The organism is Halorubrum sp. CGM5_25_10-8B, assembly GCF_005435095.1.
In the GTDB taxonomy this organism is placed as follows: domain Archaea; phylum Halobacteriota; class Halobacteria; order Halobacteriales; family Haloferacaceae; genus Halorubrum; species Halorubrum ezzemoulense.
Genome location: NZ_SGTY01000007.1, coordinates 1 through 23,576 on the forward strand (window position 1 = coordinate 1; position 23,576 = coordinate 23,576).

18 protein-coding genes and 5 pseudogenes are annotated in these 23,576 nt (G+C 59.3%); 13 read left to right on the top strand and 10 right to left on the bottom strand.

Going from position 1 to position 23,576, the window contains the following annotated elements; genetic code table 11:
• Together EXE51_RS07865 and EXE51_RS07870 are read left to right on the top strand one after the other, a co-directional pair.
• Window positions 1–1,535, top strand: a 1,535-nt coding sequence (locus tag EXE51_RS07865; RefSeq protein ID WP_137692369.1) for a PAS domain-containing protein, incomplete at its 5' end; no start/stop codon positions are given.
• 138 nt (window positions 1,536–1,673) lie between these two features.
• Entirely contained in the window at window positions 1,674–2,762 is a 1,089-nt protein-coding gene (locus tag EXE51_RS07870; RefSeq protein ID WP_158413886.1) for an ATP-binding protein, read from the top strand.
• Between the two features lie 137 nt (window positions 2,763–2,899).
• On the opposite strand, the gene EXE51_RS07875 is transcribed toward EXE51_RS07870, so the two are convergent.
• Together EXE51_RS07875 and EXE51_RS07880 are read right to left on the bottom strand one after the other, a co-directional pair.
• A complete protein-coding gene (locus EXE51_RS07875) occupies window positions 2,900–3,799 on the bottom strand; it encodes a hypothetical protein (protein WP_158413887.1) in 900 nt (299 codons plus the stop codon).
• 210 nt (window positions 3,800–4,009) lie between these two features.
• Entirely contained in the window at window positions 4,010–7,339 is a 3,330-nt protein-coding gene (locus EXE51_RS07880) for a PAS domain-containing protein (RefSeq protein WP_158413888.1), read from the bottom strand.
• Between the two features lie 527 nt (window positions 7,340–7,866).
• Between EXE51_RS07880 and EXE51_RS07885 the strand changes: the two are divergent.
• A pseudogene (locus EXE51_RS07885) lies at window positions 7,867–8,418 on the top strand (IS5 family transposase); the annotation flags it as partial.
• Between the two features lie 223 nt (window positions 8,419–8,641).
• Here EXE51_RS07885 and EXE51_RS07890 read toward each other — a convergent pair.
• Entirely contained in the window at window positions 8,642–9,055 is a 414-nt protein-coding gene (locus EXE51_RS07890; RefSeq protein WP_137692373.1) for a DUF6069 family protein, read from the bottom strand.
• Window positions 9,052–9,282 carry a DUF2892 domain-containing protein gene (locus EXE51_RS07895; RefSeq protein WP_137692374.1) on the bottom strand — a complete coding sequence of 77 codons (231 nt, stop codon included), beginning with the start codon at window positions 9,280–9,282 and terminating at the stop codon, window positions 9,052–9,054. Before EXE51_RS07895 ends, EXE51_RS07890 begins: the two co-directional genes overlap by 4 nt.
• Before the next feature lie 324 nt (window positions 9,283–9,606).
• On the opposite strand from EXE51_RS07895, the gene EXE51_RS07900 reads away from it, so the two are divergent.
• From EXE51_RS07900 to EXE51_RS07910, 3 genes are all read left to right on the top strand, one after another.
• Entirely contained in the window at window positions 9,607–10,992 is a 1,386-nt protein-coding gene (locus EXE51_RS07900) for a hypothetical protein (RefSeq protein ID WP_394348082.1), read from the top strand.
• Between the two features lie 218 nt (window positions 10,993–11,210).
• Window positions 11,211–11,927, top strand: coding sequence for an ABC transporter ATP-binding protein (locus tag EXE51_RS07905; RefSeq protein WP_137692510.1), 717 nt, complete (start codon window positions 11,211–11,213; stop codon window positions 11,925–11,927).
• On the top strand, window positions 11,924–13,123 hold the full coding sequence (locus tag EXE51_RS07910; protein ID WP_137692375.1) for an ABC transporter permease: 1,200 nt from the start codon (window positions 11,924–11,926) through the stop codon (window positions 13,121–13,123). Before EXE51_RS07905 ends, EXE51_RS07910 begins: the two co-directional genes overlap by 4 nt.
• Here the strand turns inward: EXE51_RS07910 and EXE51_RS07915 are convergent.
• The 3 genes and pseudogenes from EXE51_RS07915 to EXE51_RS18175 form a co-directional block, all read right to left on the bottom strand.
• Window positions 13,123–13,968, bottom strand: a pseudogene (locus tag EXE51_RS07915) (transposase); the annotation flags it as partial. The gene EXE51_RS07910 and the pseudogene EXE51_RS07915 overlap by 1 nt on opposite strands.
• Window positions 13,969–14,077: 109 nt before the next feature.
• Window positions 14,078–15,250: an ACR3 family arsenite efflux transporter gene (gene arsB / locus EXE51_RS07920; protein ID WP_137692376.1), complete on the bottom strand. Its 1,173-nt coding sequence runs from the start codon at window positions 15,248–15,250 to the stop codon at window positions 14,078–14,080.
• A 97-nt stretch (window positions 15,251–15,347) separates the two neighbouring features.
• Window positions 15,348–15,443 (bottom strand): annotated as a pseudogene (locus tag EXE51_RS18175) (RidA family protein); the annotation flags it as partial.
• On the opposite strand from EXE51_RS18175, the pseudogene EXE51_RS07930 reads away from it, so the two are divergent.
• The 3 genes and pseudogenes from EXE51_RS07930 to hcsS form a co-directional block, all read left to right on the top strand.
• A pseudogene (locus EXE51_RS07930) lies at window positions 15,432–15,944 on the top strand (ArsA-related P-loop ATPase); the annotation flags it as partial. The pseudogenes EXE51_RS18175 and EXE51_RS07930 sit on opposite strands and share 12 nt — an antisense overlap.
• A pseudogene (hcsL, locus tag EXE51_RS07935) lies at window positions 15,941–16,357 on the top strand (halo-CC-star protein HcsL). The pseudogenes EXE51_RS07930 and hcsL, both read left to right, overlap by 4 nt.
• Window positions 16,348–16,572 (top strand): halo-CC-star protein HcsS, encoded by a 225-nt coding sequence (gene hcsS, locus EXE51_RS07940; protein WP_137692377.1) that lies wholly within the window; start codon window positions 16,348–16,350, stop codon window positions 16,570–16,572. Before hcsL ends, hcsS begins: the two are co-directional and overlap by 10 nt.
• A gap of 43 nt (window positions 16,573–16,615) precedes the next feature.
• Here hcsS and EXE51_RS07945 read toward each other — a convergent pair whose 3' ends face one another.
• Window positions 16,616–17,038, bottom strand: coding sequence for a low molecular weight phosphatase family protein (locus EXE51_RS07945; RefSeq protein WP_394348083.1), 423 nt, complete (start codon window positions 17,036–17,038; stop codon window positions 16,616–16,618).
• A 189-nt stretch (window positions 17,039–17,227) separates the two neighbouring features.
• On the opposite strand from EXE51_RS07945, the gene EXE51_RS07950 reads away from it, so the two are divergent.
• From EXE51_RS07950 to EXE51_RS07960, 3 genes are all read left to right on the top strand, one after another.
• On the top strand, window positions 17,228–17,662 hold the full coding sequence (locus EXE51_RS07950; RefSeq protein WP_137692379.1) for a low molecular weight phosphatase family protein: 435 nt from the start codon (window positions 17,228–17,230) through the stop codon (window positions 17,660–17,662).
• Window positions 17,663–17,907: 245 nt separating this feature from the next.
• Window positions 17,908–18,684 carry an ABC transporter ATP-binding protein gene (locus tag EXE51_RS07955; RefSeq protein WP_137692380.1) on the top strand — a complete coding sequence of 259 codons (777 nt, stop codon included), beginning with the start codon at window positions 17,908–17,910 and terminating at the stop codon, window positions 18,682–18,684.
• A complete protein-coding gene (locus tag EXE51_RS07960; protein ID WP_137692381.1) occupies window positions 18,681–20,291 on the top strand; it encodes a hypothetical protein in 1,611 nt (536 codons plus the stop codon). Before EXE51_RS07955 ends, EXE51_RS07960 begins: the two co-directional genes overlap by 4 nt.
• Before the next feature lie 223 nt (window positions 20,292–20,514).
• Here EXE51_RS07960 and EXE51_RS07965 read toward each other — a convergent pair whose 3' ends face one another.
• Window positions 20,515–20,946 carry a hypothetical protein gene (locus EXE51_RS07965; RefSeq protein ID WP_241990603.1) on the bottom strand — a complete coding sequence of 144 codons (432 nt, stop codon included), beginning with the start codon at window positions 20,944–20,946 and terminating at the stop codon, window positions 20,515–20,517.
• Entirely contained in the window at window positions 20,946–21,779 is an 834-nt protein-coding gene (locus EXE51_RS07970) for a ParA family protein (protein ID WP_053773029.1), read from the bottom strand. The genes EXE51_RS07965 and EXE51_RS07970 overlap by 1 nt, the downstream gene beginning before the upstream one ends.
• A 230-nt stretch (window positions 21,780–22,009) precedes the next feature.
• Between EXE51_RS07970 and EXE51_RS07975 the strand changes: the two genes are divergently transcribed.
• Window positions 22,010–22,900: a hypothetical protein gene (locus EXE51_RS07975; protein WP_137692382.1), complete on the top strand. Its 891-nt coding sequence runs from the start codon at window positions 22,010–22,012 to the stop codon at window positions 22,898–22,900.
• Window positions 22,901–23,576: the final 676 nt, after the last annotated feature.

Genomic DNA, 23,576 nt, shown 5'->3' on the forward strand with positions numbered 1-23,576 from the left:
CGCCGGTTCGAACCGGCGGGGTGGCCGGACCAATCGCACCGGATGATCACCGCTGGCTTCCGCGTCAGGAACTTTTCGTTCCGGTCGATTCCGAGCGTGTGCTATCGGTTGGCTGGAATCACCACGATCTCGCGACCGCATTGGATGAGGCCGGTGTCTGCGAGTTTCTCGAGCGAGTAGCGGGGTTACTCGCCTCGGCACTCGACCGTATTAGCTCCCAGACCCGTGACCCGACAACCGAGATCGCCTCAGAAATTCGCCTCGGTGCGTTTCAACAAGCGATTGAGGACGCCGCCGATGGCGTCGCCATCCTCGACGACGAGGCGTACGTCTATATCGACCAGACGCACGTCGATATGTACGGGTTCGACAGCAAACAGGAGTTGCTCGGTCGAAGTTGGCGAGAGCTATACGCTGCGGATGAAGCGGCACGGATCGAGAAGGAAGCTTTCGACGCGCTCGAACGCGATGGTCACTGGCAGGGGCGAGTAACCGGAAGTCGGCCCGAAGGAACAACGTTCCCGGCGGAGCTGTCCCTGACGATGGTCGCCCCGTCTCGAATGGTCTGTACGGTACGTGACGTGACCGACCGTGAAGCGCGGGAACACGAGCTCTCAGTAAAAGAGCGGGCGCTGGACGAAGCAGGGACCAGCATCCAGATTACGGATCCGACCCAACCGGGGAACCCGTTGGTGTACGTCAACGAAGAGTTTGTACAGCTAACCGGATACGAGCGGTCAGAGGCTCTCGGCCGAAACCCGAGATTCCTCCAGGGCCCCGGATCAGATTCGGAGACGACAAAGCGAATCCGTACGGCGATCGAAACCGAGCGACCGATAACAACTAAGCTGAGAAACTACACCGCGGAGGGTGAACCGTACTGGGTGAAGCTCTCCGTGACGCCGGTTCGAGACGGAAACGGAATCGTGACAAACTACATCGGGGTTCAACACGATATTACCGAGCAACGACGGCGGATCAGAGAGCTCAGAAACCAGACTGAGCGGCTAGAACTTGTTCTCAGCGGGACGGAGACGGGCATCGGTGAGTGGGACTTCAGTACCAACACAGTCACATTGGACGCCACTTTACGAGAGGCGGTCGGAGCGAGCCCGACAACAATAGACGAGTGGCAAGCAATAGTTTACCCGGAGGATCGCGAGCGTGCCGCTGACGCCCTGCGGCGCCCGATCGAGACCGGCGACCCGGCTACTGAGACGATACGAATCAGGGCGGATGACAGCGAAGTCACATGGATAGATCTACACACCGTTGCGAGTGATGCGGGTAATGGCTCTGCCAGTGTGCTGGCGATGGGGCGAGACGCGACGAAGCGCTCCGAGCGTGTAAAATGGGCGTCGAAACTGTTTGATCAGGGCCCGCTGCTGTTCGTTCAAACTCGGGCCGTTAGCGGCGAAGCAGTCATTGAGGCCTGTGACCGGTCGTTTTTCGATGCGCTGGGGTACGATCGCGAGGCGGTGGTTGGACAGCCGCTCAGTGAGTTTTATGACGATAGCTCGACTGATTCGCTCTAGTCAGACGGCTACGAACGCGCGCTTAGCGGCGATCTCACCGTCGCAGAACGCACACTCGTGACGACGGACGGTGACACGGTTCCATGTCTGTTACGGGCGATCCCGCGCACCGTCGACGACGAAGTCGTAGGTACCGATGTGCTGTTCATCGATATCTCTGAACGCGAGAAGTACACTCGGCGATTGGAGGCAGTGTTTAACAGCCCGCACCAGTTTACTGCGTTAGTCCGCCCCAACAAAATCGTGACTGACGTGAACGACACGCTGGCAGCCCGCATCGGTATTAATCGGTCGACAATAGTTGGTGAACCAATCGACAAATTCCCGTGGCTGAACCTTGACCCGAACCACGGACTCACAGTTTGTGAGGCGGTCAACCGCGCGGGTGACGGTGAACTCGTCCAGACAGAAGGAGAACTACAGGGTCCAGACGGTCTCGCACACATCGACCTGTTGTTCAAGCCGATTCGTAACGCCGCTGGTGAAATCACGCTGATCGCCGTTGAGGGGAAAGATATCACCGTGAAGACGCGACAGCGACAGCATTTACAGGTGTTACAGCGGGTCGTCCGACACAACGTCCGCAATGATTTAAATAAGCTCGTGGGATGGACGACGATGCTCGCCAAGGAACCGGACGCTGACTGTCGTCAGGGTCATCTCCGCCGACTGACGCGTATATTCGACAGGTGGGAACGACTTACGAACAAAATACAGGTGATTGACCGCGCGATACGGGAGATACCACACGACGATTCGACCGTTAACATCGCTGAGGTCACTGAAACGGCCGCAACGGCGGTACGGGATGACTATTCGGACGCAACGATCGCTGTTTCTGTCGACGCGACCGGCGGGACTGCCTCACGATGGCTTACACACCCACTTACCGAGGTAATAAAGAACGTGGTGGCCGCAGGAGACCGAGAAGACCCGTACGTCAACGTATCGGTGAGACAGGTTGACAACGGCTGGCTCCAGATCGTTGTGGCCGACGACGGGCCTGGCATGCCAGATATCGAGCGGGGAGTGCTCGTCACCGGCGAAGAGACGCCGTTACAGCACGGTTCCGGGCTCGGGATCTGGCTGATTCGGATGTTAGTCTCAGTGCTCGGCGGGGAGATCGGCGTCGACGTGACCGACACAGGTACCGAAGTTGTGCTTCGCGTTCCGACGTTGTCAGCAAACCGCAATCTGGGTTTAGTCGCACCCGAGCAGATGTCCTAGTAGGTGTAGTGTACAAATCGCGAGAAGTGTAGAACGGTCGATAAACAAAGCGCAATCTCACAACGAGGGTCAGCGATCCGAAACCCAGCAATCGAGGCGGGAGTGTGGCGCGGCTTCGTCGGGTAATATTAGTGTATTCACTCCGGGGTAGACTCGCCGCCGTCTTCATCAACTATCCCGGAAGGCTGTCGGTCCACTGCTTGGGCCGACGTTTCACTATCCGAGCACGGCGCGGAGCCAACCACCTGCCATGTGGGGACAACATTTCGCTTCCCACACACTCGCGCCTCAATCTGGCCGTCGCCGGTTCGCATCTCAATAACGTAATCGAAGTGTGCCGACCCAAACCAGCTGGAACCGTCGATGTCGCTGGCTGGTGGCAGGTGGATGAGCCCGCCGACGTCCTGATTTCGCCACTGGCCGACCAGTTCGTGGAGGAACCTATCGAGTGCAGTCGAGTCATGATGTGCCAGCAGTTGGGTCAACGTCGCGATCGCGAATGTTCCCGTTTGGTCACCCGTCGCGAGCTGCGTCGTCGCACGTTCGGCGGCGACCCCGAGTGAAGTGAGGTCACCGCATCGGACCGGTTCGGAGTCGGTAGTTCCGACCTCAACACCGCCGTCGGTCTCGGCACCAGGGGTGGAATCGATGACGAGCGGGTCCATCATCGAGAGCCGCGACCGAACCTCATGGCGTGGGTACTTCGTCGTCAACAACGCGCCTGTCTCGGTCATCGCCGCGTACATAGCGTAAAATAGGTCATCATATAATTGGGTGCTCGGCGCGGCGAATCCAACGATGTCGTCGTAGTGGACCGCGACATCGGCGATGAAAGCTGGTGCGATCCTCTCTGGAGACGGATGTAAAATGGCTTCGAAGGCCTCACCGGGGTGCCTTTCGGCTGTGAGAAGCCGGTGGACTAGCTTGTTCCCGTAGTCGTCGACGTAGACGGAAGAGTCGACCCATGACGAACGATCTTCACTCGTCGTAGTCGCAGCGGGGTCAGTGGACCGGTTCAGATACTCGTACGCCATCATAGTCAACTCAGACGGCTGAGTACTCATTCTATCTCACCTGTTCCGGTCGGTATTGAGGGCACTTTGACGAGATTCGCGGCGCGTCATTCCATCCTGAACTCATGCGTTCTATTCTTTCAGTATCAATACTATTTCTACGCCCGAAGATATGTGGTAGGCAGAATAGATACCGAATATGTCCGTATCTTAGTAGTAGCCTACAGATATACGTCACTCGAAGAAGCCGCGGATGATCTTCGACTCCGCGGCGCGCAGATGCTGGTGGAGCGTCGACGAGGACACGTCGAACCGGTCGGCGAGATCGGTACCTTTGATACCCCGCGGATCATCATAATATCCTTCTTGGAGCGCTGTCTCGACGATCTCCCGCTGTCGGCCCGTCAAGTCTGTATTCCCGGCCGACTCGTCGCGTCTACCGGATGACCCGGACACATGGCGCTTCGAGACGAGCTGACACGAATCGGAGACGGTAGACAACTCCTCACGGACCCGACCGATCACTTTCGAGTCCGTGGTCCTGAACTCCAAAACGTCAGCGTTCGGGCGGGAACGGACACTGCTCAGTTGTGTGTCTGTCCGCATGAGTACGTCGCGAACCGAGGCTAGCGACCGGTCTGGTGTATCTCTCATCCGCACGGCAATTTCGTGGACGCTGCTATCGATCGAGTCAATACTGTCGAGTTCGATACCCGGCGTCGCCGCGACGTAGTCACGAAATGCGGTCTCGGTGTAGCCGTCGACGCGACCGGTTAGGTGAAAGTTTTCCCTACCTGTTAGCGCGACGTGTTCGACGACGATTGTACCGGACGTCGAGAGGCCTGGGAAGAGCGGCGATGGATCCTGACATTCGAGGTCGAAGGCGATCAGTGCGTTCGACGCGCTCGCGGACTCAATCGTTGACAGCCGCATTCCGGCGGCGTCCACAACCGCAGCAACTGCTTGGCGTTCTGGTTCGGCGAAGCGCTCGGCATCTGTACTGATGAACTCGGCGACCGCGTGGACGGTCTCATAATGACTCACCGGAACCGCGAGCGATTCCCGGTAGCCGAAATGGAGCAGTCGGTTGAGCCACTCGCCGTGAGCTCCTCCGGTCGCTTGTCCGTCGACGATACGCTGTGGTTCGTTTTGTGAGGCAGCGGTGATCGCGGGGAGCGTCTGCCTGTCGCTTTCGTACAGCTTCGCCGGTCCACCTGCCTCAGACACTTCAACCGGGTCAATTCGCTCTGTGACCGGATCATACGTGCCAACGAACGCGTACTCCGCCACACGATCGCCGAAGCCGACAACCGCCTCATGTACTGCTGCCGATGTCTCCGCAGTCACGATCGCTTCAACAGTGTCAACCATCCCCTCCCACAGGTTTTGGTAGCGGTTCGCTTGTCGCTGGGTTCTGGCGACATCATTTGAGAGCCCCGCTATCGATGTCTCCTGGCGGAGTTGTGTGAGTGCTGCCGAGACCTGCTGGCTCACCGCCCGAATGAACGATTCCAACGTCTCATCCCGCTCGTCAACGACTACGCTCAACAGACTCGTATCACCAAGCTGTGTGACGAGTGCCTGCTTCTTGGCCGCGCCGTCCGCGTCGATAACGGCGTCGGCCGGGAGCCAGCACGTGTCGGACTCGGTGAACGCTCGCCAGAGGTCCGTCTCGCCCGGGTGAATTCGCTGTCGGCTACGTGATTCGGAGTTGTCTCCCGCAGTCGCAAGCCGCACCAACTCCCCTTCTGACGTATTGCGGTCGTATATCGCGAGCTCGTCAGCCATTACCACGTCGCCGACCGCCTTGACACACGCGTCGAACGCGTCTTCCGGATCCGTTGACTTGAATACACGGTTGCTCACGGCATAGAGGTTCGTCAGCCGCCGCTGCCGGTCAAGCTCGTCACGCGCATCGGTGAGATCGGTAATATCGTTGGCGACGCCGAGTACCGCGTCCTCATCGCTGTCGACCGGGGTGAATGGTATTTTCCACGTTTCTAAGACCCGTTCGTTGCCTGCGGCGTCGGTCAGTGACTCCTCGGTGCGGTGGAGCGGCTCGCCGGTCTCGATCACCCGTCTATCGTCGTCGGTGAATGCGTCCACCTCGTCGGGCTCGGCCGTGTAGTCAGCATCAGTCGAACCGATCATGTCTGAGACGGTAGTACCGTACGCGTCAGCGACCGCTTCGTTCGCGAGCAAGAATTCGCCGTCGGTATTCTTCGCGAATATCAGCTGCGGGACTGTGTTCATGACACGTTCGAGCTGATTGCGTTCAGACTCTATGCGGTCGCGCGCAGTACGTAGTTGATGTCGCTGCGCGACGAGCTCGATTGCCGTTTGGAGGTACTGTGTGACGATCAAAATGAGCTCGCGTTCGTCCTCGGCGAGATTGTCCGTTTCCGGCGACCCGACAAGAAACACGCCATCGTCGTCGATAGGGACGATAAATTCGGTACCGATCGGTGTCTCCCGGTTGTGAACGCCCACCTCGGTGGCGACATTCGGATAGTATGCCGGCGTCCCAGCATCGAACACCTCCCACGCAAGCGATTCACCAGGGCGGAATCGCGGTACCTCCTCGACAATCGACGCTGCGCTACTGGAGACAGACACGGGGGCGAGCACGTCGGTGGCAGTCTCCGCAGTTCCACCCGGAGCCGCCGTATCCGTCCCAGCCGGTTCGTGTGCCCAATACCCAGAGAAGGGCCGATCAATAATCTCCGTCACTCCTTTGATCGCAGTATCGATCACGCCCTCATAATTGTCCGCAGTCATCAGCTCTTCGGCGAGCAAACGTGTCTTCTCAAGGCGACGGAGTCGGCGTTCCTGTTCGGTGAGATCGAGATTAACGCAAGTGATTCCACCCTCGGGTAGCTGTGCGAGCGACACGCGCTGTGTAATCGGCGTACCGTCTCGTTTGACCCCGACCAACTCGCCGTCCCACGACCCCGTCTCCTCGACAACTGGGAGAACCTCGGTTTCGATCCGCTCGATGACGTCGTCCGCGTATATCTGCCGCCAAGTCTCACCGAGCAGCTCCTCGGCGTCGTCGTACCCGAACATCTTGACGTGAGCATCGTTGAGGTACGTGTACTCACCGTCACCATTTAATAACGCGATACCAGAGGTTGTCAGGTCCATCGCGGCCGCTTGCTGTTCAAGTCGAGCCAAGCTCGACATACGCTCGCTAACGTCTTGGAAGATTCCGAGGACATACTCGGTGCCCGCGTGCGTGAACGTCGTTGACCTCGCGTCGACTGGCACAGTCGACCCATCTGCACGCAGAATCGTCACCGGTTCCTCTGCGTCGGCACGGACGTGTTCTTTCCGCCCGTCCTGGACCGCCTGAAACCCTTCACGATGACGCGTCTCGGTCGCTGGCGGGTGAAGTTCGGTCTGGTGCATCCCGATAAGCGAAGAGCGGTTGCGACCGAACAGTTCGGTCGCCGCCTCGTTTACCGCCACGACGGTTCCGGTGGCAGCCTCTGCGGTGAGGATCGGTGCTGGACCCTCTATCGCCAGCCGCGCGAGGAACGCGTCGGCTCCGTGGTCGGGAGACATGGGTTCCGGGCTCATCCTGTTATATAATACACTATTCTGGACCGATTTGAGAGTATCGCCGTATGGCCCATAATTAGATTTTACAGCCTAAGAGTGGATTTCGCAGGTAGTAGATTTATATTTTATTATGATAAATATATTAAAATAGTTAAAAACGAGCTGAGAACGAGTAATGACTCTTACACCGGATTTTGGACATGTTAAAATCTATTGAATAGAAGGCACGCATCAAAACAATCCTCCGAGGTTGTGGCGAAACCACATGAACCCTCTTTCTGTTCTCGTAGAGTCCCAGCCACATCGGGTGTTATTAAGCACGGCTTAAACCAGTCTTACCGCGGTCACGTACGGATGGAGTTCGTCCAGTCCAGGCGGCCGGGCGACACAAGGACAAATATGTGGGCAGTCGACGCGGTCGCGTTAAGTTAGAGAATGAGGCGCTCGACTTCAGAGTGTCTATGGCCGAAATCGAACGCCTCAGCGAACGTATCGCGTGGATCGACTTGTCGTTTGGTGGGTTAGAGATGAAGATCTGGCGAGTGCTGCTGCGCCTCTCGGCGCAGTTACACGACACCGCCGATCACGCCACGATGGACGCGACGTTCTTCGATCGTGAAACCGCCAGCAAGCACTACTGTCGTCGGACGAACTATCGCGTTCAAGCGCTGAAAACGACCGCTCTCGGCGATACAAAAACGCAAGCTGTGCTCGACGTTCACTGTACGACCGAGAAACGCCACGACACGCAGATCGGCTGGCAACTCGCCCTTCGCAACGCGGGCGAGATTGCCAGCCTCGGCGCCGACAAAGGCTACGGTTGGCAGCGCTTACGCGAAAAATTGTGCGAAGAAGGCGTGAGGCCGCTGATCAAGAACCGTGAGTTCCGACCCGTCGATTCTGCGCATAACGCGCGAATCGACGAGTCTCTATACGGCCAGAGAACGCTGTCTGAGACCGTCTTCTCAACGATTTAGCGGACGCTCGGCCACGCGGTGCGTGCCCGAGCGTGGTACCGCGAACTTCGTGAGATCGTCCTGATGTGTGCGGTCTACAACATCAAGCGAGCCGTGAAAACGTGAAATCAGATACTTTCTGGCGATTCACCAGGGCTGAGCAGTGATAGACTTTCTGAAGTCGAACGCCTCATCCTCTAATTTTACCTAAAATTCAGGCGCTAATGCCCCATTCTCAAGGAGTAAACCGCGTCAACGGTGAGCGAGTAGGGTGGGGAAGATGTCAAGCGACCACCCCAGCGCCGGGCAGGACTTAATTCGGTAACTACCGTTCAGCGCGAGGAGAATGTCAACGGCCGAGTGGCGTCTCCGGGAATGCCAGAACCGTAACGATTGCCGGGGGAACGTGGAGCGACATGAGTCCGATGGCCTCGCTTAGTGTCACGCTATCGGTGAACAACACGAGTCCGAGATCAGGAATGAACGAGAGTACCAACACGAGAGCGGCAATCCGGACGAATACCTGGTCTGGGGCTGTCGACCGCTGTGTCAGCACTCTGTACACTACAGTTGCGCCGACCATCCCAAGCAGAGTCCACACCACGATAGGCGGATACTGGAAGAACTCCGTCGACGCGACAAGATTTTGTGTTAATGCGATCCAACCGAGGACGAGATTCACGATTAGTGCGATTGCTAATGCCACTACACCGCGTGTTATAAGCGTCTGAGTGTCGATGGGGCGGTAGTTTTCCGTACTCATTGCGGACTGGAGTTACTCGAGCAAGAGTCGACCCCAAATAGCGAGTAAGCGGGGCAGGTGGCTATCGACGTCGTAGTGAGCATCATTATCGCAATGATCCCCAGCACCGGCGAGAGCACTGTTGGAAGTGAGACTATCCCGGTAAGAATCGCGACTGAAACTCCTCCAGCAACAGCACCGACGACGGTTCTGAGAGTTCGGTCTACCGCGCCGACATTCGTGTTCACACTAACAGTGTGGACGGGATACTCATAAAAGTGGTGTTGAGTGACAACTACACTTCTATGATCGGCTTTTTGCTCAAAATACACTAAAACACGATTTAAATTCGTGCGACGATTCGCGTTGTGGTTCATATTCCACAATATTAAAACCAATCAAGCACCTAATGTGAGTGTGGATCACAGCGACAAGAGACGCACGTTCGGCACAGGGTCCGGACCCCTACAGGGAGTGATAACCGACCGCTTCGCGCAGACGAATGCCAACTGGTTTCATCCGACGGTGGATATGTGACTCGCGGTCTGTTATCGAGAGTGAACGTGGTTTCAATAAGGACCATCGCTTCGTTGCTGGTCCTGTTGACGCTCCTAACCTCTGTGGGAGTGGTCACGGCAGTGCCGGACGCGCGGATCACTGTCGGGGGGATCGGCGTGTCCCCGAGTGATCCGGCCGTAGATGAGCGGACGGCGCTGAACGTCACCGTCACGAACTCCGGCGGTAGCGCTGCGGCGGCAAACGTGACTGAGATCCGCGTTCGCAACGCCGACGGCGACGTGCTCGACAGCGTTTCGCGCGCTGGCGCGCTCTCGCCCGGTGACTCGCTGGATGCGACGCTGTGGACGTCCTTCGAGGAGCCGGGCGAAAAGCGGCTCACCGTTCAGGCCGTCGCGAACCAGTCGACGAGCGGCGAATTCGTGACCGTCAGCCGCGACACAGTCATCGAGGTCCAGCCCGTTGAGGTTGCGCTCGACCTCCGGACTCGCGCGCTCGACCCCGAGGACCTCCAGACCGAAGACGGGAACGACAACGCGGCCAGCGACCTCGGAATCGGCGGCATACAGGGTATCCTCGGTGGTGGCGGCGGACTCGAGACCGGCGACGCCGGCCAAGACGGGGAGACCCCCCCGGCCGTCGACTCGCCCGTCGAGGTGACCGTGGTCAACACCGGGACGACGACTGCCGACCGCGTTAGCCTCCGGGCCGCCGGAACCGCGACCAGGGGGGGCGGCGAGGGCGACCGGACCGTCTCCGTCGGTCCGTTCGTCGTTGAGGACGTCGCGCCCGGCGAGGAGCGACGCGTCATCGTCGATCTGGGCCCGCTCGACCATCGCTCGGCGGTGACGGTCACGGCTGCGTTCCGCGCTGACACCGACACGCGCAATGATCGGGGGGCCGACCGCAGCGCGGAGTCGACAGTGACGTACCCGGTCCGCGAGGCGTCGCCGACGGTGACCGACGCGACGGTCCGCCGGACCGCCGACGGCGTCGTCGTCGACGCCAACCTCGGGAACGCCGGCGAGGGCGAGATGACGGGCGCGGTCGTCTCTGTCGGCGACGCGCTCGGCGTCGAGGCGACCGCGGCGGGCGGCGAGTATTTCCTCGGAACGCTCGGCGCCAGCGACTTCGTCGGCTTCGAACTCGAAACGGCGGTGAACGACTCCGTTGCCGAGGAGATCCCGATCCGAGTCACCTACACCGAGCGCGGCGTCCGCTACACGGAGACGCTGACTGTGGCGGCGCCGGAGCCTGACGATGACGACGACGGCGACGCCGGCGGCACACTCAGCCGGATCGGCGCCGGCGGCGTGGGCACGGCGGGTGCGCTCGCCAGCGGAGTCACGCTCGTCGGCTTGTCCGGAGCGGTCGGCGTCGCGATCAGGACGGGACGCATCGGCGGGTCGACCGGACGGCGACGCGACGGGTCGGCGCCGTGACCCGAGACACCGCGGACGACGAGGCGGAGTGGAGCGACGCCGAGGGTGATGCGGCAGTGTGGGGCGACGCCGCGGACGACGGGGAAGGCTGGAGTGATGTCGCGGACGACGCGGACCATCTGAACGGCAACGGCGCGCGGGACGACGACGCCGGTGACGACGACGGCGTTCATGACCGGATCGTGCGCGATGATTACGGCGTCGCGCTCCGTGGGGTTATGAAGCGATACCCGAGCGGCGGCGGGGATCCGGTCGTCGCTCTCAACGACGTCGACTTCGCGGTCAGGCCCGGAGAGTTCGTCGCGGTGGTCGGCCCGAGCGGCTCCGGAAAGTCGACGCTGCTGAATGTGTTGGGGCTGCTCGACGACCCGACCGGTGGTCGGCGGTTGCTCGACGGCACCGACGTGACGAACCTCTCGGTCGGCGAGCGCACGCAGGCGCGCAAAGAGTCGATCGGGTTCGTCTTCCAGGACTTCCACCTGCTCCCGACGCTGACGGCGGTCGAAAACGTCTCCCTGCCGACCGCGTTCGACCCCGGCGACGCGACCGACCGCGCCGCGGACCTGCTTTCCCGGTTCGGGCTTGGTGACCGGCTCGATCACGAGCCGGGCGAGCTCTCCGGCGGACAGAAACAGCGGGTCGCTATCGCCCGGTCGCTCATCAACGAGCCTGCCGTGCTGCTCGCGGACGAGCCCACGGGGAACCTCGACACTGAGACCGGCGAGTCGATTCTCGCAGAGTTCGAGCGCGTGAAAGAGGAGGGCGTCGCCGTCATCGCCGTCACCCACGACTCGCTTGTTGAGGAGTACGCTGACCGGGTCATCGAACTTCGAGACGGGATACTGAAAGACGGTATCGCAGACGAAACGGACCCGTTGGAGGACATCACGTCGGACCGGAACGCAGATGCTGCGCTCGCACCAGGGGAACGATGACCGGCAGCAACACAAGAGAGATCAAGAGCGGGGGTGAAGCCACCGGCCGACTTCGCGGCTGGCGACCGGCTGTTACAATGGCGGCACGAAACCTCCGTCGAAATCGCGTGCGAACGGTCCTAGCAGTACTTGGCGTCTCTATCGGCGTGCTTGCGGTCGCGGCGCTGGGTATTTTTGGGAATGTGCTCGCACTCGGCGCTGCCGACGCTATCGGCGACATTGGCACGCAGGTGGTGGTCTCGCCGAACGCTGACACCGGGGTAGAGTCACTTTCGGCGACCGATGTTGCGGGGATTCGGCGCGCCGTTGACGATCCAGCGGTCGGGGACCCAGCAGTCGTCCCGCTGTACTCTGATAACGGGATCGTTGAGGGTGCGAGCTCACAGACTTTCGCGACCATCTACGGGGTCGAGGAGCCGGGGCTCGCGTTTGAATCCGCCGAAGGGAGGCTTCCGGACCGCCACCGGCAGGGCGCGATCATCGGCGCAGGCGTTGCCGAAGATCTTGGTCTCGGGGCGGGCGACACCGTGGGGATTGCAGGGTCACAGCAGCGCGTCGTGGCCGTGCTTGCTGAGACACAGACATTTAGCCCGGTTGCGCCCGATGACGCCGTCTTCCTCCCGGAATCAGCGTTTGCCGCTGATGGCTACGCGCAAGCCCTTGTGGTCTCGGAGTCTGGTGAGACGGCACAGGCTGCTGCGGACGCGATCCGTGAGGAAGTGAATGCCCGCGAGGAACGAGTCGATCTGTTCGAGCTGGCGGCGATCGTGGACGAGATTAACGGCTTCTTTGACCTCCTGAGTACATTCCTGCTTGGGCTCGGCGGTATCTCGCTCGTGGTCGCCGGCGTCTCGATCCTCAATGTCATGTTAATGAGTACGGTCGAACGCAGACAAGAGATTGGTGTGATGCGCGCGGTGGGGGTGACCCGCCGAGACGTGTTACGCGTGCTGTTAGCAGAGGCTGGCCTGATCGGTGCCGCGGGCGCGGCAGTGGGGACCGCACTGACCGTGGTGCTCGTCGCTGGGCTCGTCGCCGCGACGCCAGCAGTAGACACCAACCTGGTTATCGATCCGACGAATGGTTACTATCTCCTGTTAGCGCTCGGATTCGGCGTTGGCGTGGGAATCGTCAGCGGAGCGTACCCTGCATGGAAGGCCGCAAACGAGCGCCCCGTGGAGGCGCTGCGAAGTTAATCCGGGATTACGGTAACTGGCCTTCGAAAGGATGCTTCTGAGGCGATCACGGAAAGCAAGCGGTCCGTTGTCTCATCGAAGCTGTTCACGACCTCTTCGGGATCGAACTGCTTGACGGTGCGGAGATGAGTATCACCGTGGGGGACGTACTCTTCACCACGCCGGTACTGGAAGCGAGTCGCTCCCCGCGCGGTTCCGCACCGAACCATCCTCATGAACGTCTGTAACTTGAAAAATTGCGTGTCCTCGTACGAGGCGTTTGACGCTCGGCCCGAATCGAAGTGACCGAAGGCGTGATCACGCGCGAGGCGTGTCGTCTGGATGATCTCCTCTTGTGAGAAGGATTTGTCTTCTACTGAGTCTCGGTCTTCTTTTGTATCGTCAACGATCTCAGCCTTTGGACGAACTTCGGGCGCTGAGATGTTGCGATCATGGACTTCTTTGACAACGAAGTGAGCGGCAGCGTAGACGTATTCGTGGATCGCGTCGTCAAATCGGTTCCGCCATACCCGTGAGAACGCCGATTCGTCGGGCACTCGACTGAAGCCGAGGATAGTCGCTACTTCCGGTTGTCGGGTGAGTCGTCGAGTGAAGTTGGCGTATGAGTCACCCGTTATCTCCATGAACACGAACGAGAGGACCATCGCGCGAAAGGAGAGCGGCGCAGGATGCCACGCTGGATACCTGTCTTCAATCGCGTCTATCGTGTGATCGAAATCCTCGAACACGGTGATAAGATCGGTTTCTTTGAGTTTGTCCCGGATGGTAATCCCGAGCTGGTACACTTCGCACAGAGACTGCAGACGGGGTTCATCTTTGGAAGGAGGACTGCCGGAACCACTCATTTAGAAAATGGTGAGGTCGATAGCAAAGTTACCACACCGACATGACTACAAACATATTCTCTTCATCGTCAAATGAATTGTAAGCGTGTGGTGAATGGGTAGTTAACTGTCAGTCATCAGCCGTGGAGCTTGAGGATCCATCTTCAGTCGTGTCGTCTAGCCGCCCGGTTGTGTATCCCCGCCAGTCGTACCGGTCTTGGAGATACAACGCGACCTTCACCAAGGCGAGCAGCACCGGTACCTCGATAAGCGGGCCGATAACGGTGGCAAACGCGACACCGGAGCCGACACCGAACACCGCGACGGCGACGGCGATCGCGAGCTCGAAGTTGTTTGAGGCGGCGGTGAAGCCGATAGCCGTCGTCGTTGAGTAGTCGGCACCGATTCCACGGCCCATGCCGAAGCTGACGAAGAACATCAAAACGAAATAGATCGTCAGCGGCACCGCGATGAGTAGGACGTCACTTGGCTGCGCGACGATGCGCTCACCCTGCATCGCGAACATCACGATCACTGTAAAGAGCAGCGCGATCAGCGTGAGCGGGCTGATCGTGGGTTCAAACGTCTCTTCGTACCATTCAACACCTTTCACCCGCGTGCCGACGAATCGGGAGAAGATACCGGCGGCGAAAGGTATCCCGAGGAAGATCGCGATCGCCTCGAAAACCTGTATCGGTGTAATATTGAATGCGGAAATTCCGGCAACGAGCGATTCCATGCCCAGAATCGGGGGGAGAAATAGAGCGAAGAACCAGATGTACACGCCGTACGTAACGATCTGGAAGACGCTATTGAATGCGACGAGCCCCGCGGCGTACTCGTTCGAACCCTCGGCGAGCTCGTTCCATACCAGTACCATCACGATACAGCGGGCCATCCCGATGAACACCAGTCCGAGGAAGAACTCAGGTCGGGCAGGCAGTCCAGGGACGAGACCGCTAAAGAAGATGACCGCCAATCCGAACATCAGTGTGGGGCCGATGAGCCAGTTCTGGATGAGGCTCAGCCCGAGTACTTTCACGTTCTTGAAGACGGCGGGGAGTTGGCCGTAGTTGACCTTCGCGAGTGGTGGATACATCATTAACACGAGGCCGATCTCCACGAGATGGAGGTCCTGAATCGGCCCGGTCACCCACGGCGCAACGTAGCCGAGGCTGATCCCGATGGCCATCGCGCCGAAGATCCAGACGGTGAGGTACTTATCGAGGAAGTCCATCGAACGCGGGTCCCCGCAGGCCTCGCAGTCGCAGTTCGGCCCGTGCTCGTGGGCGGCGTCGCTCACGACGCCATCACCTTCGTCGTGTTGGGTGAGTCGGGTGGAGAGCGATACCGGTGTGTGGTCAGGTGAGTGTTCATGATGGGTGTGTCGGCAGCGGTCGTTACTCCTCGACCGCGATCACGTCGAGTTGGACGTCCGCACCGCCCGGGAGCGAACAGACGCCGACGACGGTCCGCGGAGGAAGTTCGACGTCGTCGTCTTCGACACGGCGCCGACGGGCCACACCCTCCGACTACTCGAACTCCCGTCCGACTGGAAGGGGTTCATGGACCTCGGCTCGCTGACGAAAGGTGCCGCGCCTGCGAAAGGCGACCAGTACGACGAAGTCATCGAGACGATGAAGGACCCCGAGCAAAGCACGTTCGCGTTCGTGATGTACCCCGAGTACACGCCGATGATGGAGGCGTACCGCGCGGCCGCCGACCTGAAAGACCAGGTCGGTATCGAAACCTCTCTCGTCGTCGCGAACTACCTCCTCCCCGAGGAGTACGGCGACAACGCTTTCTTCGCGAACCGCCGCGCACAACAGGCGCAGTATCTCGAAGAGATTCGAGACCGGTTCGACGCGCCGTTGATGTTGGCGCCGCTCCGGCAGGACGAACCGATCGGGCTCGATGAATTGAGCACCTTCGGCGAAGAGATCACCGGACTCGCAGACGTTGTCGAAGCGGACGCACCGGAGGTGACGCCCTCGTGAGCGACGCACAGGACGCGGAAGGTGCGACCGAGGAGAGCGTGGGCGTGTCCGATGAGGAAGACGTAGAAGCCAACGTCGAGGCGACGCTCCGCGAGTTCCTCGACGTCCTCGGCGAGTCGGAGACCTACCAATAGTTCGTCGAGGCTGACGAGGCGTTACAGAACGATGACGACGCGATGGCGCTGCTTCGCGAGTACCAGCGAAAGCAACAACAGATGCAGCGTGGTGGCTTCGACGAGTCGGTGATGGCCGAGCTGAAGCAACTCCAGACCGAGATGTCGAACAACGAGACGATCCAGCGTCAGCAGGCCGCACAGGCCGATCTGATAGAACTGCTTCAGCGGACGAACGACGCCATCAGCGACGAGATCGGCGAGGAGTTCGCGCGATCCACCGGAGGTGGGTGCTGTTGAGCGCTTCCGGTCAGGACGCCAGCGAGTCCGAAGTGACGGACGAAGAGGTCGTCACGGCCGCCGAGGCGCTCGGCGAGGAGCTCGCGGCGGCGAAAGAGTCCTCCTCGGAGTTCGCGTTCACCACTATGGTGATACAGTGTAACGAAGCGATCGGCGACGAGACTGGTGTCGACTACGGGAGCGTCTGCGGCACCGACGACGACGGCTGCTGTTAGCGGAGGTCACAGGGGCCGTTCCGGCTGACGGCCCTGCCAATTGTCACTCCGCGGATGGAGTTTGCGACAGGAGTTCGTCGAACAGCGAGACGACTCGTTCTTCGATCTCGTCACGGATCTCACGAACCTCCTCGATCGGACGCTTGTGGGGATCGTCGAGCCCCCAATCGCGATTCTCGCCGTTCCACGTCGCTGGGCACACGTCCGATGCCGAACACCCCATCGTGACGACGATATCGACCGCCTGTAGCTCGTCTGGCGTCACCTCTCGCGGCGTTCGGTCGCTGAGATCGATGTCTCGCTCTCCCATTGCTTCGACGACAATCTCGTGGACGTGGTCCGCGGGCTGTGTGCCACCGGTAACGATCTTAAGCTGATCGCCCACACCGCGACGGTCGCACTCGCGCTCAGCGAACGCCGCCGCCATTTGGCTCCGTCCTGCGTTTTGGACGCACACGAACGCGATCTGATGGCCCGTCCGCTCATCGGATTCTGTCACACCTTCACAAGCGAGTGGGATCGGTATAGCTGTTACTTCAGGCACAGCGGCTCTTGATGGACTGTTTGAGAAGTACTCTCAGACCCGTGTTGAGCTATTGAGACGGATATACATCACATATAAGTGCTCAAGTCGACGGCATCGATTCTGCTGTTTATGAGTGATGATTTGCCGGATACTCTAGGATTCGTTTGTGTACAAAATGCTGGTCGCAGTCAGATGGCAACAGCGTTCGCCGAACGCGAGCGTGACCGTCGTGGACTCGAAGACAGTGTTGAAATCATTACCGGTGGCACTCACCCCGCCGGTAGCATCCACGACGAGGTCGTGGCGGTCATGCAAGACCACGAGATCGATCTCTCGGATCGAGTCCCCCGAGAAGCCTCAACGACTGAGCTCGAATCATGTGACGTCGTCGACACAATGGGCTGTTCGACACTCGAACTTGATGCTGAGGACGTCGACGTTCGTGACTGGGCACTGGGGGATCCAGATGGTCAAGGCCCCGATCAGGTCCGTGCGATCCGAGATGATATCGAACAGCGAGTCACAAACTTGTTCGACGAAGTCGACATGAACGGTTCACAGTAAATCCAGGATCTGGTAGAACGGTAATCGGTTAACAGAGCGTTCTTGTCGGTATAATACCGCATTTTAGACCACTTTATTGAGAGAGGAATTAAGGCACGCATCAAAATCTATCCTCCGAAGTTGTGGAGCGATCACGCCATCTACTCGCGTCGTTATCTACCCATGCGGCATCACCTCATACGTGTGACCGGAAGATGATTCCGAAACGCATAGAGGATCGGTTCGGGAAATGACATCCGTTACGTATGCCCTCCACCCACGACGAATCCGCCATTCTGGCGACCGATCTCCGGAAGACCTACAGCTCAGAAGTCGCCCTCGACAGTCTCACGCTCGACATCCCGCACGGGACCGTCTACGGCTTTCTCGGCCCGAACGGTGCGGGGAAGACGACGACGATGCGGCTCCTTACCGGTCTCAGCGATCCGGACAGCGGATCGGTACGCGTCTGTGGCGTCGACCCGAGCGACCGGCGTGCGATCGCCGGTCGGGTCGGCTATCTCCCTGAGACGCCGCCGTTGTACGACGAGTTCAGCGCCCGCGAACAACTCGAATACGTCGCCGACATTCGCGACATTTCGCGGTCCGTTGCCCGAGAGCGCATCGGCGAGTACCTTGACCAATTCGGCTTAGCCGGTGACGCGGATAGGCGGATCGACGGGTATTCGAAGGGAATGAAACAGAAGACTGCGTTCATACAGAGCGTCCTGCACGAACCGGATGTCCTGTATTTAGACGAACCGACATCGGGGCTTGACCCCCGAGCGGCGCGCACTATCCGGGAATCGATCATCGCGTTTGCCGACGCAGGGACCACGGTGTTCCTCTCAACACACATTCTTCCGGTGGTCGAAGCCGTCGCTGACGAAGTCGGGGTGTTGTTTGACGGAAGACTCGTCACCGAGGGGACCCCCGCTGAAGTACAGGCCCGTGCGGAGACTGGCGAGAGTGGATCCCTCGAAGACGCGTTCCTCGCCGTCACGAGCGAACCCGAAACGGATGCGGCCTCTCGGAGAGAATGAGCGTCCGACAGGACGTTCGCCACGGGCTCCGAATTGGGCGAGCGGAGTTCGTCCGAAGCCTCCGTGGGTACCTCGGAAACCCTCGTCGAGTCCTTGGACTCCTGCTCACGGCGCTGTTCTTCGGCGGCGCACTCCTGTTCGCGCTGCCAACGGCGTATGTGCTCGGGCAAACCGCGCGCTCCGTGGCGGCAGTCCCGTTCTTTGCGCCCGCTGCGACGCTCGTTCCTCTCGGTCTCCTGTCGGTATCGGTGTTTCGGACCCTCGAACGACTCGGACACATCGACGGTGCGGATTTCGTCCTGTTGGCGGTTCACCCGCGAGCAGTCGTTATCGGGCTCATCACAGCGGAGGTGGGACGGCTTTCCCTGTGGTTCGGGATCCCGATCGGGGCAGTGGTCGTCACATTCGCACTCGGAATGGGCTCGCCGCTGCTCGTTGCTTTGGGCGGGGCGGTCACGCTGCCGCTCGTTTGCTGTGCCGCCGTCTGGGGGTACGCCGGGGGAATTGCTGTGCTGCGACTCCTGCGGAAACTCCCAAACCTTCGCCGTCTCCTGAAAGGGGTCGGTATCCTCGCGATGGTCGGACTCGTCGTCGCGTCGCAGTTCGCCGGGCAGTTCATCGTTGAATCCGACCTCTCAGTGCAACGGCTGTTGTCGACAGTAGCGTTCGATCCCCTCGTGGAATACGTTGCACTCGCGTTCGTCGGAACACCAGTCTCCAGACCGACCTCCCTAGGGGCGGTGGCGGTGCTCGCGGCGTTAATCGCTCTCACGCCGGTCGGTCTCGCCGTCTCGACCAAGCAGGTTTCTACGCTCTGGTTCACCGATTCAGTCGGTAACAACGAGTCGACGCAGGTGCGGCGATCGAGTGGCGGATTCTCTGCCCCACAGCCGTTCGCATGGACTAAACCCAGTCGTATCGCGTGGGGGATTCTTGTGCGCGGTCGCCGTGATCCGGCGGAGTTGAGTCATCTCTTGATTGCCGTCTTTTTTATCGCACCCTTTGGGACGATGTTTCTCGAGTTTTCGGGCGACGCCCTCGGACCCCTCATCACTGGAGGCGGCGTCGTTCTCGCAACATACCTCTCAGGCGCAACCTTTGGGTTGAACCCGCTTGGTGACGATCGGCCGCAACTACCGTTCCTCCTTCTCACCGAGACATCATCCGCGGCTCTCGTCCGTGGAAGGCTCCTCGCCGGTGTTGCGGTTGGAGTGCCGATCGCTGTTCTCAGCTCGTTCGTCTCGATCCTTTTCGGGATAACGGTGCTTGAGGCGGTGGCGACCGCCGCCGTCGGAGTTGTAATGTGTCTCGCTGCGTCAATGTTCGCGGTCGGCATCGGCTCGGCGTACCCCATCTACGAGGAGCGCGAGTTCTGGGGGACGGAAACGGTCGTCCCATCGACGCTCGTCATGATGGTGTACCTGTTCGTTGTGGGGGGCGGAACGGTTCTTGGGCTGTTCGTGACGTGGTTCGCAGTCACCGGAAACGTCGTGTTGACGCCTGTATTCGGCGTGCTCTTCGGTACGTATCTACTGTTGACAGGCGGCGTTTCGTATGGTTCCTACCGCTATGCGCTCCGGCGGTACCGACGCTATACCCTGGCGTGACCACGCCGTTTCAGATGGGCTGTCCGCCGAGCACACCTGCTGTCAAGCCGATTGATGACACACCGGTGGGACATTCCACCTTGTGAGCCCTGCGAGGTCAACAGCCTCGGGGTCAAGCCCCGTGGCATCTGCCTTGTTGATCTGTGAACTGTTCGGCGTCCCCAATTGGGGCGCGCCCGGTGATATCCCTCTAGAATGATAGCACGGGCCGTATTGATACCGGTCACTCGATGTCGTAGCCCCACTCTCGAAGGACATCGGCGACTTCGTCTAGATGTTCCATTCCGACGAGATACGCCGCCTCTCGGGCGTCAGTGAGTTCGACATCGTCACCAAGTCGTTCTTCAAGCGCAGGCCGGAGCTCCTGACGTTCCCGCTTTACGGTGTGTTCTGTGTAGTGGATCGTCTTGTGGTCCCGATCGTCTTTCACTCCATCGCGACGGTGGATCCACGGCAGCGTCGCCTCGACATCACCGGGATGATCTGGGACGCCCGGCATCGCTGTCGTCGAATCTGGCTCTCCGGTTTCCTCGTGGAGGTCCTCGTGGTGGGGCTCAGGAGCCGGATTCGCAGAGTCTTCGTCAACGTTGTCCTCCTGATCGTCATCGTCTGCGAACGGGTCATCGCCGGCACCGGACTTCATCCCGTTCGGCATCAGGCGCTCACCTCCTCAAGATGTCGTGCCAGCGTGTGGAGCTGCTCAAGCGTCTCCATCTCGTGATCGCGCTTTCGGTCGCGGACCTCATCGACGTACGAGAACGCCGTCCGCTGGGCGTCCCAACATCCCTCAAACAGTGACGCCCGCTCACCGATCGCGACCGGCGCATCGTAGCCGAGTTCGCGGATCCGTTCGAGGTACCGTTGCTGGTCCGCGGTCCGACCGACGCCGTTCGGAACGACCGCAAGGACGCCGACCGTCACACCGACTGTGTCCTCAAAGCCCTGGACGACGTCGCGAAGCCCCTCGATCGACTGCATCCCCTTCCCGGTCGGCTCTAGTGGGATCACAAGCGAACGCGTCGCGGCGATTGCGTTGTAGAGGTGTGGGCCCGCGGTCGCCGGCGGATCGACGACAATTGTGTCGTACTCGTCGGGGATGCCGGCGTCGAGTAGCACTTCTCGGAGCCGGTCCCAGCGGTCGAACTCCTCGCCGAGGTCCTCCGCCATCGACTCTGCCCGGCCGAGGAGATCGCCGAGATTCTCCAGCATGTTGTGGCTTGGTACGAGGTCGAATCCGTATGCTGTCTCCTCGACGAGCTCATGGAAGTCACCCTTCGGCCGGTCGATAAGATGTCGGGCGATGTTGTCGGCGTCGCCGTCCTCACGTGGGGTATCGACGCCGAGGAGGTACGTGAGCGAGCCGTTCTGTGGGTCAAGATCGATCGCGAGGACATCGCGACCGTGCTGGGCGTGGGCGTCTGCGAGATTCGACGCAAGCGTCGTCTTCCCGACGCCCCCAGCCTCTGAGTACGTCGTGTACGTGAGCATGTTATATTAGTTGGACTGTCTGATAATAAAGACACGTCAGACAAACTATCTGGTCTAACTAGTTGTACTAACTAGTACAACTATATGGAGAGATAGTATAACTACTTAGTACAACTGTTCAGACTAACTGATTAGTATGACTACTTCTGCTATGAGTAGTGAATTGCCACTCCCACATTCGCTATCTCAATAGCAAGTCGTATAGGCTGTTCTTTAGATCATATCTACTGATGAGTGCGCCGCTGCGTGACATCAGATTGGTTCGTAATGGTGAGCAGCAGCGGGCTCCAAACCTCATCGGTCTCGACGAATCAGTTACCACGGTTGATGGGACACGATACACTGTCGTGGTCGCTGTTCGTACCGCCCGAGAGAACGATATCTCCCTTCTTCGGGCTCTGATTGATAATGACCTCTACCCGTTTGAGCACAAATCATCGTCACTGCTCCGTTACGGCGGTGTCTCCCCACAAGAGCGTGCTACACGGGTTCAAGGACTTATTGAGGATCTTCGATCTCTCCCGGTTTCTTGGAGCGCTATCTTTTGGGAAGGTCCGCATCGGGCTGCTGAACTCGCAACATGTGCGGTTACCGCTGCGAAAAAATCGATTACCAATCCATTGCAGACCGGAGATATCGCGCATGGATGTGGCCGGACAGCCTTCCTTCATGATGGTAGCGAAGATTCTCACAGTAACTACTTCGAGCAACTGAAGGTGCAGGTGCCCTCAGCATTCGACACTAGTTTCCAGCAGTCTATCTGCCCGGTCTTGCTGACATTCATGGAGAATGCTGATCGAACATATCCCGCGACGAATACTGCGGACTACATCGCTGGCCACATTGCCCACCAGCTGGAAAGCAGTCAATCTGACCTCCCGTCTCAAGTTCTTGAGTTCGACCCGTCATGGGTAGATCCAGCCCCTCAAGCAGAGGTCCCCTACCGACTCGACTCAGTGCGACCAATTCGCGAAGAAGGTGGTCGTTCCCGTGTACTCGCCTGGATTCTGGGAAAGGGCATTCCTAGAAACCCATCACCAATAAACAGAGACCCATACCGAGACCATGTGGAACAAATTGCGGATGACGCTGTCCGATCGTATCTACTTGAGGAGTTCTAGATACAAAGACCGGATGTCGTCGGACCGTGAGCCACTACCTCACTATCCTAGCCGGGAGAGGCGGCGCGTTACGCTAACCCCCTCTCCCGCATCCTCACATGTAGATACCCCGGTCTGAATAATAAGCATTGCGGCTCTGTTGAAGCCATCAGCAGCTGATAGTTTACACTACCAATCGCTCAGTACAGGTGAAGGACCAATCACCGAGTCAGGAGAACTCTATTGAGGGTGTACTGGGTCCGGTAGTGGCCGAAATTCCGGCATCGTGCCTGACCGCTCAATTGTTTGGATTTCGATGTTGTTCACCGCAACAGTGAGCGTTTCCCAGTTACTCGGCACATTTGCTCCACCAACAAGACGAGTGACGGAACTACATTGCGAATCCTCGGGCGTTTCATCTGACGACGTACCGCTACTGAATTCAGCACTGGCGTTGAATCTCAAGACGAACTCATTACCAATGGAATGGGTCAGCTCCGGTTTGACTTCTCCCAACTCGGTACAAAGTCTCGCGTCGAACGTTAGATCCGCAGACTTGCCGTCGCTAACGATGTGGACCCACCCACTGTGAACCTCTCTTTCATTCGGATACGAGGAACTGCTCGTCGAATATGAACCCAGAGACACTTCACCCCCGTCGGCTGCGCTCTCCGATGTACTCGGGTTCTCAGAACGT